This window comes from Pseudomonas laurylsulfativorans (assembly GCF_002906155.1).
In the GTDB taxonomy this organism is placed as follows: domain Bacteria; phylum Pseudomonadota; class Gammaproteobacteria; order Pseudomonadales; family Pseudomonadaceae; genus Aquipseudomonas; species Aquipseudomonas laurylsulfativorans.
Genome location: NZ_MUJK01000003.1, coordinates 573,255 through 587,382 on the forward strand (window position 1 = coordinate 573,255; position 14,128 = coordinate 587,382).

Consider the following 14,128-nt stretch of genomic DNA (forward strand, 5'->3'; position numbering starts at 1 on the left):
TCGATATCTGTGGCGATTCTCAGTCAATTTGAGGCGGCTCGTATATCGCAAGTTCACTCTGCGCCATAAAAGTGAGGAATTTTTCACCGTCTGATTGCGTGCAGGCCGATTACCGTTCATCTGTGCTAGCATGCCCCGCTCGGGCGTTTGCAGGCTCCGACGGACCTTCAGTCCCGGTAGCGGCAGATGTGCGATTAACCCTGATTTGAATCCCAGTCACTCTGGTTCGGTTTTCCGGTTGGCCGCAAGGCTCCTGCCGCTGTAAGGCAGGCGTTCGTCATTGAATGGCCTGGACCGGATCTTGTACTGGCTCATCCCAACCCACGTGACCTTTGGTAGGGGTCACCACTAGGAGAGGAGGCGCCATGCCAACTATTACTCTTCCCGACGGCAGTCAACGTTCATTCGATCACTCGGTCTCCGTAGCCGAAGTCGCCGCATCCATCGGTGCAGGCCTGGCCAAGGCCACCGTCGCCGGCAAGGTCAATGGCAAGCTGGTCGACGCCAGCGACATCATCGACAGCGACGCGTCGCTGCAAATCATCACGCCAAAGGATGAAGAGGGGCTGGAGATCATTCGCCACTCTTGCGCCCACCTGGTTGGCCATGCGGTCAAGCAGTTGTACCCGACCGCCAAGATGGTCATCGGTCCGGTCATCGACGAAGGTTTCTATTACGATATCGCCTTCGAGCGTCCTTTCACCCCGGACGACCTGGCCGCCATCGAACAGCGCATGCAGCAGTTGATCGAAAAAGATTACGACGTGATCAAGAAAGTCACTCCGCGTGCCGAAGTGATCGAAGTGTTCAAGGCCCGTGGCGAAGACTACAAGTTGCGCCTGGTCGAAGACATGCCGAACGAACAGGCCATGGGCCTGTACTATCACGAAGAATACGTCGACATGTGCCGCGGTCCGCACGTGCCGAACACGCGCTTCCTGAAGTCCTTCAAGCTGACCAAGCTGTCCGGCGCCTATTGGCGCGGTGATGCCAAGAACGAGCAATTGCAGCGCGTCTACGGCACCGCATGGGCGGACAAGAAGCAACTCGCCGCTTACATCCAGCGCATTGAAGAAGCGGAAAAGCGCGATCATCGCAAGATCGGCAAGCGCCTGGGCCTGTTCCACACCCAGGAAGAGTCGCCGGGTATGGTGTTCTGGCACCCGAACGGCTGGACTTTGTACCAGGTGCTTGAGCAGTACATGCGCAAGGTTCAGCGCGACAACGGCTATCTTGAAATCAAGACGCCGCAAGTCGTTGACCGCAGTCTGTGGGAGAAATCCGGGCACTGGGCCAACTACGCCGACAACATGTTCACCACGCAGTCAGAAAACCGCGACTACGCGATCAAGCCAATGAACTGCCCTTGCCACGTGCAGGTGTTCAATCAGGGCCTGAAGAGCTACCGCGAGTTGCCGATGCGCCTGGCCGAGTTCGGTGCCTGCCACCGTAACGAGCCATCGGGTGCCTTGCACGGCATCATGCGCGTGCGCGCATTCACTCAGGACGACGCCCACATCTTCTGCACCGAAGAGCAGATGCAGGCCGAGTCAGCCGCGTTCATCAAGCTGACCATGGATGTCTACGCCGATTTCGGCTTTAAAGATGTCGAGATGAAGCTGTCCACTCGTCCGGAAAAACGCGTCGGTTCCGACGAACTGTGGGATCGCGCCGAAGCGGCATTGGCTGCAGCCCTTGATAGTGCTGGCCTGCCGTACGATCTGCAGCCGGGTGAGGGCGCCTTCTACGGTCCGAAGATCGAATTCTCGCTGAAAGATTGTCTTGGTCGGGTCTGGCAGTGTGGTACCCTGCAGCTCGATTTTAACCTGCCAGTGCGTCTGGGAGCCGAATTCGTCTCCGAAGACAACAGTCGCAAGCACCCGGTGATGTTGCACCGGGCGATCCTGGGGTCCTTCGAGCGTTTCGTCGGAATCCTGATCGAGCACTACGAGGGTGCATTCCCGGCGTGGCTTGCTCCGACCCAGGCAGTGGTGATGAATATCACCGACAAACAAGCGGATTTCGCCGCCGAGGTTGAAAAAACCCTCAACGAAAGCGGATTCCGTGCCAAGTCTGACTTGAGAAATGAAAAAATCGGCTTTAAAATCCGCGAGCATACTTTGCTCAAGGTTCCTTATCTCTTGGTTATCGGAGATCGGGAAGTCGAGATGCAGACTGTCGCTGTGCGTACTCGTGAAGGTGCTGACCTGGGCTCGATGCCCGTCGCCCAGTTCGCTGAGTTTCTCGCGCAAGCGGTTTCCCGGCGTGGTCGCCCAGATTCGGAGTAATTATTATTAAGCGTGAAATGAGACAAGATAAACGAGCTGCACCGAAAGCCCCGATCAACGAGAATATCTCGGCCCGCGAGGTTCGGTTAATTGGTGCTGAAGGTGAACAGCTTGGGATTGTGTCAATTGAAGACGCGCTTCTTAAGGCTGAAGAGGCCAAGCTGGATCTGGTGGAGATTTCCGCCGATGCAGTACCACCTGTTTGCAAACTGATGGACTACGGCAAATCGATCTTCGAAAAGAAGAAGCAGGTTGCTGCGGCCAAGAAAAACCAGAAGCAGATTCAGGTTAAAGAAATCAAGTTTCGTCCAGGGACGGAGGAAGGGGATTACCAGGTAAAACTGCGCAACCTGGTACGTTTCCTGAGTGACGGGGACAGGGCCAAGGTATCCTTGCGATTCCGCGGCCGTGAGATGGCCCACCAGGAGCTGGGGATGGAACTCCTCAAGCGAGTTGAAGGTGACTTGCTCGAGTACGGTTCGGTCGAACAGCATCCTAAGATGGAAGGACGCCAGCTGATCATGGTCATCGCCCCGAAAAAGAAGAAGTAATCAACAGGGCACGGCAGGCCTTCTGATTATGTTTATCAACTGAATGCGGAGTATCCGAACATGCCAAAAATGAAGACCAAAAGTGGTGCTGCTAAGCGGTTTCTGAAAACTGCTAACGGTATCAAGCACAAGCACGCTTTCAAGAGCCACATCCTGACCAAAATGTCGACCAAGCGTAAGCGTCAACTGCGCGGTAGCAGCTTGCTGCATCCGTCTGACGTGGCAAAAGTCGAGCGCATGCTGCGCCTTCGTTAATTTTAGTCAAGAATAGAGGAAGTAACTCATGGCTCGTGTAAAGCGTGGCGTCATTGCCCGTAAGCGTCACAAAAAAATTCTGAAACTTGCTAAAGGCTACTACGGCGCACGCTCCCGCGTATTCCGTGTTGCCAAGCAAGCGGTAATCAAGGCAGGCCAATACGCCTACCGTGACCGTCGTCAGAAAAAACGTCAGTTCCGCGCTCTGTGGATCGCTCGTATCAACGCTGGTGCTCGTATCAACGGTCTGTCCTACAGCCGTTTCATCGCCGGCCTGAAAAAAGCGTCCATCGAGATCGACCGTAAGGTTCTGGCTGATCTGGCAGTGAACGAAAAAGCGGCGTTTGCTGCGATTGTCGAGAAAGCTAAAGCCACCTTGGCTTAAGTACCCCCGACAGTCACCCGGCCTCGCATCTGTGGGGCCAGGTGTTAAACGTCATAAATAGGGGAAGAGCCTTCAAGCTCTTCCCCTATTTTGTATCTGGAGTCTGTACATGGAAAACCTGGATGCGCTCGTCTCTCAAGCTCTAGAGGCTGTGCAAAGCGCTGAAGATATCAATGCCCTGGAGCAAATCCGGGTTCACTACCTTGGCAAGAAGGGTGAATTGACTCAGGTGATGAAGACCCTGGGGAATTTGCCGGCAGAAGAGCGTCCGCAGGTCGGTGCTCTGATCAACGTTGCCAAGGAGCGTGTCACAGAGGTCCTTAATGCGCGCAAGGCATTGTTTGAAGAAGCCGATCTGGCTGCCAAACTCTCCGCCGAGTCCATTGACGTGACCCTGCCTGGCCGTGGTCAGACCTCCGGTGGTCTGCATCCGGTTACCCGCACTCTGGAACGCGTCGAACAGTTCTTCACCCGTATCGGCTACGGCATCGCCGAAGGCCCTGAGGTCGAAGACGATTATCACAACTTCGAAGCGCTCAACATCCCAGGCCATCACCCGGCCCGGTCGATGCATGACACCTTCTATTTCAATGCGAACATGCTGTTGCGCACCCATACCTCGCCGGTACAGGTCCGCACCATGGAGTCCAAGCAGCCGCCGATCCGCATCGTCTGCCCAGGCCGCGTATACCGCAGCGACTCCGATATCACTCACTCTCCGATGTTCCACCAGGTCGAAGGCCTGCTGGTCGATCGCGACATCAATTTCGCCGACCTCAAGGGCACCATCGAAGAGTTTCTGCGGGTGTTCTTCGAAAAAGAACTGGCCGTGCGTTTCCGTCCTTCGTACTTCCCGTTCACCGAGCCATCCGCAGAAGTCGACATGGAGTGCGTGATGTGCAGCGGTAAAGGCTGCCGCGTCTGCAAACAGACTGGCTGGCTGGAAGTGATGGGCTGCGGCATGGTTCACCCGAACGTGCTGCGCATGTCCGGTATCGACCCGGAAGAGTTCTCGGGCTTTGCCTTCGGCATGGGCGTTGAGCGTCTGGCCATGCTGCGTTACGGCGTGAACGACTTGCGTCTGTTCTTCGACAACGACTTGCGGTTCCTCGCGCAATTTCGCTAGTCGTAACGAATTTTTAGGAGAGCAGGATGAAATTCAGTGAACAATGGCTGCGTGGTTGGGTTAGCCCGCAGGTAAGTCGCGACGAGCTGGTTGCTCGTCTGTCGATGGCCGGTCTTGAGGTCGATAGCGTTACGCCGGCCGCCGGTGTTTTCAGTGGCGTGGTAGTGGGCGAGGTGCTGAGCACCGAGCAGCACCCGGACGCCGACAAGCTACGCGTATGCCAGGTCAGCAACGGCACGGAAACCTTCCAGGTGGTTTGCGGTGCGCCAAACGTGCGCCCGGGCCTGAAGATTCCTTTCGCCATGATCGGCGCCGAACTGCCGGGCGACTTCAAGATCAAGAAGGCCAAGCTGCGTGGCGTTGAGTCCAACGGCATGCTGTGCTCGCAATCCGAACTGCAGGTCGGTGAAGGTAATGACGGTCTGATGGAGCTGCCGGCCGATGCGCCGGTGGGCGAAGACTTCCGCGTTTATCTGGATCTGGAAGACGCCAGCATCGAGGTCGACCTGACCCCGAACCGTGGTGACTGCCTGTCCCTCGCCGGTCTGGCTCGTGAAGTTGGTGCACTCTATGCCACTCCAGTGGTCCGTCCGGAGGTGGCTTCGGTGCCTGCCGCGCACGACGAAGTGCGCTCAGTAGAAGTGCTGGCGCCGGCCGCGTGCCCGCGTTACCTGGGTCGTGTTATTCGTAACGTTGACCTGTCCAAGCCTACGCCGCTGTGGATGGTAGAGCGTCTGCGTCGCGCGGATGTGCGCAGCATCGACGCTGCCGTCGACATTACCAACTACGTGATGCTTGAGCTGGGTCAGCCACTGCACGCCTTCGACCTCGCCGAAATCAACGGCGGCATCCGTGTGCGCATGGCCGAAGAGGGCGAGAAGCTGGTGCTACTCGACGGCCAGGAAGTCACCCTGCGTAGCGATACGCTGGTGATTGCCGACCATTCCCGCGCACTGGCAATCGCCAGCGTTATGGGTGGCGAACACAGCGGTGTTTCCGCGACCACACGTGATGTGTTCCTGGAAAGTGCCTTCTTCGACCAGATCGCCGTAGCAGGCAAGGCCCGTTCCTATGGCCTGCACACCGATGCATCGCACCGCTATGAGCGTGGCGTGGACTGGCAACTGGCGCGCGAAGCCATGGAGCGCGCGACTGGCTTGCTGCTGGAAATCACCGGTGGTGAGGCGGGTCCGATCATCGAGACCGTCAGCGAACAGCACCTGCCGAAAATTGCTCCGGTCACCCTGCGGGTCCAGCGCATTACCCAGATGCTGGGTATGGAAATGGATTCGGCTGAAGTTGAGCGTCTGCTCAGCGCTTTGGGCCTGACCATTACTACCGCCGGGGCAGGGCAGTGGCGTGTAGAAGTGCCAAGCCATCGCTTCGATATCAGCCTGGAAGTCGACCTGATCGAAGAGCTGGCACGGCTGTACGGCTACAACCGTTTGCCGGTTCGTTATCCGCAAGCGCGTCTGGCGCCGCAAGCCAAGGCAGAGGCGCGTAGCGACCTGCCTGAACTGCGCCGTCTGCTGGTTGCCCGTGGTTACCAGGAAGCCATTACCTACAGCTTTATCGATCCGAAACAGTTCGAGTTGTTTAATCCGGGTGTGGAGCCGTTGCTGCTGGCCAACCCGATTTCCAACGATATGGCCGCCATGCGTTCGTCCTTGTGGCCAGGTCTGGTCAAGGCGCTTCAGCACAACCTGAACCGTCAGCAAGATCGCGTGCGTCTGTTCGAAAGTGGCCTGCGTTTCGTGGGTCAGCTCGAAGGCCTGAAGCAAGAGCCGATGCTGGCTGGTGTGGTTTGCGGCAGCCGTCTGCCGGAAGGCTGGGCGCAAGGCCGCGACACCGTCGACTTCTTCGACGTCAAGGCTGACGTGGAAGCGGTGCTGGGCTTCGCCGGTGCCCTGGATGCGTTCACTTTCGTGCCAGGTAAACACCCGGCGCTGCACCCGGGCCAAACCGCGCGCATCGAACGTGATGGTCGTCTGGTCGGCTTCATTGGCGCGATCCACCCCGAATTGTCGAAAACCCTCGGTCTCGACCGTCCGGTCTTCGTCTTCGAACTGGTTCTGGCGGAAGTCGCGTCGGGCAAAATGCCAAAATTCCACGAGTTATCGCGCTTTCCTGAAGTGCGTCGTGACCTTGCACTGATTGCGCACAAAGACGTGGCAGCCACGGCTGTACTGGACGTAATCCGTGAAAATGCAGGCGAATGGCTGACAGACCTCAGGCTATTTGACGTGTATCAGGGTAAAGGCATTGATCCTGATAGAAAAAGCCTCGCAGTCGGCTTGACCTGGCAGCATCCATCGCGCACTCTTAATGACGATGAGGTGAATACCGCAACGCAAAACATCCTCACCTCGCTCGAACAAAGGTTGAACGCCACGTTAAGGAAGTGACGTATGGGGGCTCTGACGAAAGCTGAGATGGCGGAACGTCTGTATGAAGAGCTGGGCCTGAACAAACGGGAGGCTAAGGAATTGGTCGAACTGTTTTTTGAAGAAATCAGGCACGCGCTCGAAGACAACGAACAAGTCAAATTGTCCGGTTTCGGCAATTTCGACCTTCGGGACAAACGCCAGCGGCCTGGCCGCAATCCGAAAACGGGGGAAGAAATCCCGATCACGGCTCGCCGTGTGGTCACCTTTCGTCCAGGGCAGAAGTTGAAGGCCCGAGTTGAGGCTTATGCTGGAACCAAGTCATAACGACGAGCTCCCCGTCATCCCGGGCAAACGCTACTTCACCATTGGAGAAGTTAGCGAGCTGTGTGCGGTAAAACCACACGTGCTGCGCTACTGGGAGCAGGAGTTTCCTCAACTCAACCCTGTCAAACGCCGCGGAAACCGCCGGTACTATCAGCGCCAGGACGTGCTGATGATCCGGCAGATCCGCGCGCTCCTTTATGATCAGGGGTTCACCATCGGCGGAGCGCGCTTGCGTTTGTCCGGTGATGAAGCCAAAGACGACACCACCCAATACAAGCAGATGATCCGCCAGATGATCGCCGAGCTCGAAGATGTTCTGGTGGTACTCAAGAAATAAATTCCTGCTTTTAAATACTTCCAGTTTTCAAAAGCTTGCGATATATTCTTGAGCGTTCCTCGAGATGAGGAACAGGTTTCACGCCTAGTCGGGGCGTAGCGCAGTCCGGTAGCGCACTAGCATGGGGTGCTAGGGGTCGAGTGTTCGAATCACTCCGTCCCGACCATTTATTCTTAAAGAAATCCAGTCACTTAGCGGTGACTGGATTTTTTTATGATTTATTGTTTTTTCGCGGAGCTGATTTTTGCCCCACTTTTTGCCCCACCGAGGATTTCGATTATCCGCTGGTCGAGAGGGAGGGGAATTAACGTAGAGTGCTGCAACGCGGGGTGTTCAAGAGCATCGGGTTGCGAGGCGTGCACGAGTGCATCGTTAATAGGGAGGAACGTTTTCCTCTTCGGGTATGAACCGCCACGTATCCGCCACATATCTCCAAGCACAGCCCGTAAGAGGCTGGCTCAAAATCTCTACCGCGGGTGGCAGTGAGCGCTCTTTCAGGTAGCTGAAGCCATGACGGGTACGCAGGGCAGGGTCATGGGCGGGGAACGGCACGATTGCCCCTGCGCTAGTTTCCTGCTCAAAAGTGCCTTCGCAAAGAGGATTTCTTGTGCCCGAGCTGGTTGCACGCCTCAGACCATCTTTCCACCAGGCAATACGCTCGAATAGTCAAAGCTTGGGTGACAGCCATTGGCCTTGATCCAACCATGTACGGAACCCACACGCTAAGGAGAACCAAGGCTTCGTTGATCTATCGCAGGACGAAGAACCTGAGAGCAGTCCAACTCCTGCTTGGTCATACGAAGCTTGAAAGCACTGTCAGATACCTGGGAATCGAGGTCGATGATGCCTTGGAAATGGCGGAGCAGACGGAAGTCTGACCATTCATTGCGACGGTCGTGCTAGGCCGTCGCTACTCGTCCCACTATCGGTCAAATGTGCCTATAAAATCAGAGACCGATTCAGATCAGAGGGCAACCTTAGACTGCACTGAGTGATCTAAGACTGGCGTATCCTCATTATGGAATCTGTGATGGCTTGAGCATTTGTGTCCAGCGTTTCCATGGCCGACATCGCATTAGCGGCGACGCTGCCTACTCCATTTTCTGAGAGCCACTTGGTTATTTCTTCTATCGCTGCACTTAGGGCGTGCTGGTTGTGGAGGAGCAATGTCAGAGCGTCCGCTGTGGCGATCTTGCAATCTGAGTTATCTGGCATGACTGTCGTCCTTGAGTAATGATGCCGGAAGCCTAGCTCATCTCGCCGTTGGCTTAGACTGGTGGCCAATTACCCAGATCTACCCAGCTGTTTGCATTCAACAGTCACCTGAATTGCGCTTGCTCACGCTCCTGATTTTTGACCGGCAGAGGACGACCCAATATGACGGTGGTGAGAAGAGAAAGAGCTTGGACAAGGGTAACGTTTGACACTCGATGAGGACATTGCTCAAGCACCGCGCCGCCGGGTCGAGTAAAAGTTCAGCAACACCTAGTGTTTGCTAGAAACGGTGATTGTTAATGCTTAGTCTCGTCGGGTAATCAGATCGCGTATCCAGACTGGCCTCATAGGCGATCTCTTACGAGATGCTTAATTAACCTCCGGGATTCCACTATCCTGGGCAGACGTTTGAGAGGCCGCCTCTATCCCCTCTTCGAGCTGGGCAATGCAAGAGTTGGATTGCCAAGCTCTTTGTCCAGCGATAGATCAACGATGCCTTGGTTCGCCGTAGCGTGTGAGTATTGACCGACCTTTCCGCGCAGAGCTCCTGGCGTGGTGGCCGGCTCGAATAAGCAAAATTGTGGCCCTAAGCTATCATCCTGATATTCAGGACTCACATCAGCGAACTTTGGGGGACGTGTATGCGTTTAGGTTTAGGCCCAACCTCTGTACTATCGATTAGCTTGCTCACCGGCTGTGTTAACCCTTACCCCCTCCCCATAAATGAACCAACGGAGAAAGATTCCGTCCTTCAGCCCGAACGAGCAAAGGGGGCCAATGGAAAGCCGAGCGCTGTTGTTCGTACCACGCGCGAAGCCAACCCCGACCGACCAGGCGGTTTGGCTTCTGCCTTGATGAAACCAGAAACTCAGCACGACTTGAAGCTGAACCTGCTCATTTACCGCGATCACTATTTCAAGGCCCATAGCGATCTAATCACCGCTAACAACGTGACAAAGGACACCACAGTGGCTGGTGGGATCATCGGCGTAATCGGTGGCCTGGCTAAATCCACCTCGACCGTTTACACCGGCGGAGCCATTGCCGCCGGCTCCTCGATCTACGGGCAGCGCTATGAGTTCACGATCCAGGCCTCGAACTACCGGAAAGCCAGCACAGCGATGGACTGTATGCTGGGTGTGGTCGCGCCACTCAAGGATGTAAACCCCCTCTCCAATGCAGGCATTACAACTGCATCTGAGAATATCGAAGATATTCGGCAAAAACTATACCAAGCTCAGTCTGCGGTAGTTCTGAAAGATCCTGATTTAAAGCAGCTGAAAGAAGCGTTGTTAGTAGAGGAAGAAGCTGATAAAAGCTTTCGCACATACGCTGGCGCGGGACCGCATGCCCTCGCCGCAGGCGCTAATCTTGCGAAGGAAGAAGAGGCTCTGGTACTGGCTAGGCTTGATGAGTGCGCAAAATCATTCTAAGTCATTGATGTAGTCAAAGCTTGTGATTCAAGCAGTTACACTTGTAATCACAAGCATTTGAACCTTCAGTTACCAAGACAAGCAAGCATTTTATCAATTTTATCTTTGGTGTATCCCGACTTATCCGCCTTGTCCTTTATAGACGTAACTGAAACTTCCTCCTGAATAACTCTCCCTATTGTTGGAAAATTGGCTTGTCCAAGAATCACAAAATCCAACTTATTTACTATGCCGGTGTAGGCTCGAATATCACTTTGAGATTTAGCTGTATAACCAGGCTGGCAGCGGTCATCAACAAGGTCAGGTCGTGATTGAAAGGGTGGACGTAAGCTAAGCTCTCCAGGCCCACACCGGTCTTTTTTGGCGATGGGGCCAGTCTTCTGTTCAGCAATTGCACCGGTTCGCAACAGTTGATGAAGCGCTATGGAACCCTCACCGAATGCCGGCCCCTTGTCACCGATCAAGGCGAAAGTACTCGTGAGCCCAGCTCCACCCACCCAGACGACCTTGCCGAGTAGGTCAACCCTCGGCGTAACAGCTATTGGGAGGGATTCGGAGTCCAAATGCTGCTCGGTGCCATTAACCAGGTGCTTCCTAGAGGTGGTAGAAACGTATGATTGGACTTGCTGCCCCGTTACAGTCTCTAGCATGCCACCCAGTTTCAGTCGCCCCTTACCGTTCCCGACAATGATTCTCCCGGGCCCGCACGAGATCAAATCACGGCCAGCCTTAAGTGGTTCGGCTTCCATCGCATATACGCAAAACTCTGCTGTGCCTGCCTGGAAGCCTTTTACTTCAGCTTTGGCGAACTCTTTTGAGCACTTTAAATCACACCCATCTGCCTTACCATTTCGCAGGATTGAAAGACCATTTGCAATATATGTGAATCCGTGATCACCAACAGTGTAGGAGCCCGCCCCACCGTCAGGATTCACCGCAAGCCCTGCACGGACTGCTATTGAACCGTCGTTAAAAAATCGAGCTTTCAGATCAACTTTTTCTTTCTTCACTTGATCGCCAACTCGTTTTTCAACGTTGCCTACGATCGTGCCTGCCACCCCGCAGTCATCCGCATAAATTGGAACCGTAGCGCTTAACAGCAACAGTGCACCACCCAGCTTGGTGAGAATTCGCATACAGTTTCTCCTAAGAAATAATAGTTAAAAAACCATGGGCACAATCTGACGGATGCTCAGTTTTGTATTAGTTCCCCCTAGTGCAGACGTACGATTGCGCTACGTCAAGGAAGAAAAATGGCATTAACCTAATAGAACCTATCGCGATTGTGCCTACAGACCATTTTGAAACGACTGTGATGCTGAACTAAGCTGAGTCGACCATACGACTCGGTGGATACAACATGTTTAAGACAATGCTTCTGCTGATGGGACTCTCTTTGGGAGTGTCAGCTGCTGATCTTGAGGAAGTGTTGAAGGGACGCGGCGTTTGGTGGAAGAGTCCCGCGAAGTATTCAGATACCTTGATCCAAAGGCTCGATGACATGGGCGTACGCCGAGTCCACATCATGCTGACTAAGGATCCCGTCGAGGCTACGGAGTGCCCCCTCCGACAACCAACTTCCCTGAGTAAGGAGCGCCAAGCGAGGATGCCAGTACCCCTGGCTAGGTTGGACCAAGTTGAGAAGCTGGTGAAGGCTCTTCGAAATAAGGACATGCATGTCATTGCGACTGTTTACTTGCCACCAACGAAGGAAGCGGTTGATGACCTGCTCGATTCAAGCTCGGACCTCGTACCAGCTTTACTAGCAGGGGGTATCGATGCGGTTGAACTGGATCTTGAGGGCGTATGGAGGCGGAGCGTGTTATGCGGCTACAAGAACCATGCCGAGGCGTTTGCTGACTTCAAAGATCGGGTGAAGACCATGAAGCCGGGTGTGCCAGTTGGCATTACTACCCATGGGGGCCACATTGGTGCTAAGGAAATACCGCTGGACGCGGCCGACTTTGTCTCAATGCAGGCGTACAGCAAGTGCCAGGATGACTGCAAAGCATTCGATGACAACAGGACAGGTTCAGGTAATCGGCAGCGCTACATAGTAGGCAAAATGAAGGACATCAAAGGCCCGATTGTGCTCGGCCTTGCGGCCTATGGTCAGCAATGGGATGGGTATACCTGGGACGCGGCGATGGAGAAGGCCTTGTCTGCCACCGAGGAAATCATGGCCAAGGATCCTCGTGTAGTCGGGTATTCCTACTGGTCAAGCATGTCTTTTGACGGATCCGGTACCGGAAATAAACCGTACCAGTTTCTGTTGAAACACCAGCCAAAATAGAATTCTGGCCAGCGCCCTACCGTGTGACATGTAAGGCGCTGGCTGCTTATTCAGAGTTAAACTCCTACATCCGGCTCGGCACAGCTAGGCCCGACTGATTCGAGCATCCGCATCACACCCCTCAAAATGGTTTTGCGCAATGTGAACCCATTTGCATTCAACCTGAGCAGTCATTTGCCTCACATTCGTTAGAATGCTGCATGGCCATGATCGGCAGTGAACGACCCAAAACAGCCACTTGCGAACGGCATTTATCGACCGATTCTGTTGAAAAAGTCGGCCATGGTTTCCACGGTAGAAAAGTATGCGCTTGAGATTGAAATCGTCACTTCGAGCAGAGGATTCGGGGCTCAGATTTCGCATAGAGACGCGCAAAAAAGACGTTTTCAGCGGTCATTATGGGGGCAGTCTGGACGAACCGACTTTTTCAACAGAATCGACCCATAGCGGCCAGCGGCTAACTGCAATAACCGCCCCTAGCTTTATCCCGAGCGACTCTCTAGCTCTAGACGTATGCCTCGCTGCTTGTACATGAACGCCGGCATGCCAATATCCTGCACACCTATTTCATTCTGTGCTTGGATGGCAGCAATCAAGAATTCGTACATAGTCTCAGCAGTACGCTTTCCTAGTGCAACGGCCTCAGCAAAAGCCGTGTTAGCGTCCTCCTCATGAAATGCTCTCATTCCAATAACAGCGACTCTACCTTGAGGAATTTCTTCCATGAAAACCACTGCGCCTTCAACCGCGCTCGGGAGTATTTCGTATTGATAGATATGATAATTCCGAGTTTCCGGGCAACAAACACCCAGAATGAAATCAGCCCGGTATGCCTCGAAAAACTGCTTCATACTGTCATGTTTTTTAGCCTGGATTAAAACGGATTCAACTGAGTGTTTGACGACAGACGCAATAAACGCCGCTGTCAGTAAGTGGTTTACACCCAGGTCGTGGCTCAAAAACATGTCCGTGTCGTAATAGCCATTGAGAAATTTTTTAGTCTCGCAAGGCATGGCCAGCTGGTATTTACCATCAAGATATGTAGGCTTTAGGTCGGATAGGTGGTTCTTTATAGAGTTCAAGATGTGTTGAGCGACCAATGTGCTTCCTGCAAAGGCTATCGCACATCCGCCTTCGTAGCGATATCCCAAATAACCATTGAACCAATCATCGAGGAAATTCAGCCCGGCGACTCGAACAGGAGTCTCTATCACTTTTTTGAAACCGCTGACTAATACACTTCCTTGTTGAGTGATATTGCTATCAGCTACAAAAAATATCCCATCGCAAGAGGTGCTTTTCATCCTCGAAAATCCACTTTTTTGGAGCGAGTGGCCTGAAATTACCAAAGTCAATTTTTGCTATCTCCCCATTGATAAGCGGCAGGTTAAAGCAGGCACGATGTGAATCCAACCTACGTGCCGTCAGATTCGTGCTTTAAGCAGTCTTAGGATGAGCGCGAGCTTCTGGCTGGTTTTTCCGTTGAGTCAAAATGTCGGCTAATTTCCGATCGCTGCCGAATTCAGTCCCAGGA

At 54.1% G+C, this 14,128-nt stretch carries 13 protein-coding genes, 1 tRNA gene and 1 pseudogene; 12 read left to right on the forward strand and 3 right to left on the reverse strand.

The features are described 5' to 3' along the window. Positions 1-365: 365 nt before the first annotated feature. The 10 genes and pseudogenes from thrS to B0D71_RS13160 form a co-directional block, all read left to right on the forward strand. On the forward strand, positions 366-2,288 hold the full coding sequence (gene thrS, locus B0D71_RS13110; protein ID WP_103395123.1) for a threonine--tRNA ligase: 1,923 nt from the start codon (positions 366-368) through the stop codon (positions 2,286-2,288). Further along, positions 2,288-2,839: a translation initiation factor IF-3 gene (gene infC, locus B0D71_RS13115; RefSeq protein WP_172668659.1), complete on the forward strand. Its 552-nt coding sequence runs from the start codon at positions 2,288-2,290 to the stop codon at positions 2,837-2,839. The genes thrS and infC overlap by 1 nt, the downstream gene beginning before the upstream one ends. 60 nt (positions 2,840-2,899) lie before the next feature. Then, positions 2,900-3,094 carry a 50S ribosomal protein L35 gene (gene rpmI / locus B0D71_RS13120; protein ID WP_002553160.1) on the forward strand — a complete coding sequence of 65 codons (195 nt, stop codon included), beginning with the start codon at positions 2,900-2,902 and terminating at the stop codon, positions 3,092-3,094. 28 nt (positions 3,095-3,122) lie between these two features. Beyond that, on the forward strand, positions 3,123-3,479 hold the full coding sequence (gene rplT / locus B0D71_RS13125; RefSeq protein WP_007905879.1) for a 50S ribosomal protein L20: 357 nt from the start codon (positions 3,123-3,125) through the stop codon (positions 3,477-3,479). Between the two features lie 109 nt (positions 3,480-3,588). Next, on the forward strand, positions 3,589-4,605 hold the full coding sequence (gene pheS / locus B0D71_RS13130; protein ID WP_007992477.1) for a phenylalanine--tRNA ligase subunit alpha: 1,017 nt from the start codon (positions 3,589-3,591) through the stop codon (positions 4,603-4,605). A gap of 26 nt (positions 4,606-4,631) precedes the next feature. Next, positions 4,632-7,010, forward strand: a complete 2,379-nt coding sequence (pheT, locus tag B0D71_RS13135; RefSeq protein ID WP_103395124.1) for a phenylalanine--tRNA ligase subunit beta — start codon at positions 4,632-4,634, stop codon at positions 7,008-7,010. Positions 7,011-7,013: 3 nt separating this feature from the next. Beyond that, the gene (ihfA, locus tag B0D71_RS13140; protein WP_002553164.1) at positions 7,014-7,316 is read left to right on the forward strand and encodes an integration host factor subunit alpha; all 303 of its coding nucleotides are present in this window, start codon (positions 7,014-7,016) and stop codon (positions 7,314-7,316) included. Beyond that, positions 7,297-7,653, forward strand: a complete 357-nt coding sequence (locus tag B0D71_RS13145; protein WP_003179985.1) for a MerR family transcriptional regulator — start codon at positions 7,297-7,299, stop codon at positions 7,651-7,653. Before ihfA ends, B0D71_RS13145 begins: the two co-directional genes overlap by 20 nt. Positions 7,654-7,742: 89 nt before the next feature. Next, positions 7,743-7,819: transfer RNA gene (locus tag B0D71_RS13150), tRNA-Pro, on the forward strand. A gap of 412 nt (positions 7,820-8,231) precedes the next feature. Continuing rightward, positions 8,232-8,531: pseudogene (locus tag B0D71_RS13160) on the forward strand (tyrosine-type recombinase/integrase); the annotation flags it as partial. A 118-nt stretch (positions 8,532-8,649) separates the two neighbouring features. Here B0D71_RS13160 and B0D71_RS31805 read toward each other — a convergent pair. Further along, complete coding sequence (locus B0D71_RS31805; RefSeq protein ID WP_103395126.1) at positions 8,650-8,868, reverse strand: hypothetical protein; 219 nt, start codon at positions 8,866-8,868, stop codon at positions 8,650-8,652. 641 nt (positions 8,869-9,509) lie between these two features. Between B0D71_RS31805 and B0D71_RS13170 the strand changes: the two genes are divergently transcribed. After that, on the forward strand, positions 9,510-10,301 hold the full coding sequence (locus B0D71_RS13170) for a hypothetical protein (protein WP_240635694.1): 792 nt from the start codon (positions 9,510-9,512) through the stop codon (positions 10,299-10,301). A 65-nt stretch (positions 10,302-10,366) separates the two neighbouring features. Here the strand turns inward: B0D71_RS13170 and B0D71_RS13175 are convergent, their stop codons facing one another. Further along, positions 10,367-11,437: a hypothetical protein gene (locus B0D71_RS13175; protein WP_103395127.1), complete on the reverse strand. Its 1,071-nt coding sequence runs from the start codon at positions 11,435-11,437 to the stop codon at positions 10,367-10,369. Between the two features lie 224 nt (positions 11,438-11,661). On the opposite strand from B0D71_RS13175, the gene B0D71_RS13180 reads away from it, so the two are divergent. Beyond that, complete coding sequence (locus B0D71_RS13180) at positions 11,662-12,594, forward strand: hypothetical protein (RefSeq protein ID WP_103395128.1); 933 nt, start codon at positions 11,662-11,664, stop codon at positions 12,592-12,594. Between the two features lie 482 nt (positions 12,595-13,076). On the opposite strand, the gene B0D71_RS13190 is transcribed toward B0D71_RS13180, so the two are convergent. Then, entirely contained in the window at positions 13,077-13,898 is an 822-nt protein-coding gene (locus tag B0D71_RS13190) for a hypothetical protein (protein ID WP_103395130.1), read from the reverse strand. Between the last annotated feature and the right edge of the window lie 230 nt (positions 13,899-14,128).

What these genes read in the sequence shown, in the direction of transcription:
- thrS (WP_103395123.1), top strand. Translation starts at nt 366, where the DNA reads ATGCCAACTATTACTCTTCCCGACGGCAGTCAACGTTCATTCGATCAC.
- ihfA (WP_002553164.1), top strand. Translation starts at nt 7,014, where the DNA reads ATGGGGGCTCTGACGAAAGCTGAGATGGCGGAACGTCTGTATGAAGAG.
- rplT (WP_007905879.1), top strand. Translation starts at nt 3,123, where the DNA reads ATGGCTCGTGTAAAGCGTGGCGTCATTGCCCGTAAGCGTCACAAAAAA.
- B0D71_RS13180 (WP_103395128.1), top strand. Translation starts at nt 11,662, where the DNA reads ATGTTTAAGACAATGCTTCTGCTGATGGGACTCTCTTTGGGAGTGTCA.
- B0D71_RS13170 (WP_240635694.1), top strand. Translation starts at nt 9,510, where the DNA reads ATGCGTTTAGGTTTAGGCCCAACCTCTGTACTATCGATTAGCTTGCTC.
- B0D71_RS13175 (WP_103395127.1), bottom strand. Translation starts at nt 11,437, where the DNA reads ATGCGAATTCTCACCAAGCTGGGTGGTGCACTGTTGCTGTTAAGCGCT.
- B0D71_RS13190 (WP_103395130.1), bottom strand. Translation starts at nt 13,898, where the DNA reads ATGAAAAGCACCTCTTGCGATGGGATATTTTTTGTAGCTGATAGCAAT.
- pheT (WP_103395124.1), top strand. Translation starts at nt 4,632, where the DNA reads ATGAAATTCAGTGAACAATGGCTGCGTGGTTGGGTTAGCCCGCAGGTA.
- rpmI (WP_002553160.1), top strand. Translation starts at nt 2,900, where the DNA reads ATGCCAAAAATGAAGACCAAAAGTGGTGCTGCTAAGCGGTTTCTGAAA.
- B0D71_RS31805 (WP_103395126.1), bottom strand. Translation starts at nt 8,868, where the DNA reads ATGCCAGATAACTCAGATTGCAAGATCGCCACAGCGGACGCTCTGACA.
- B0D71_RS13145 (WP_003179985.1), top strand. Translation starts at nt 7,297, where the DNA reads ATGCTGGAACCAAGTCATAACGACGAGCTCCCCGTCATCCCGGGCAAA.
- pheS (WP_007992477.1), top strand. Translation starts at nt 3,589, where the DNA reads ATGGAAAACCTGGATGCGCTCGTCTCTCAAGCTCTAGAGGCTGTGCAA.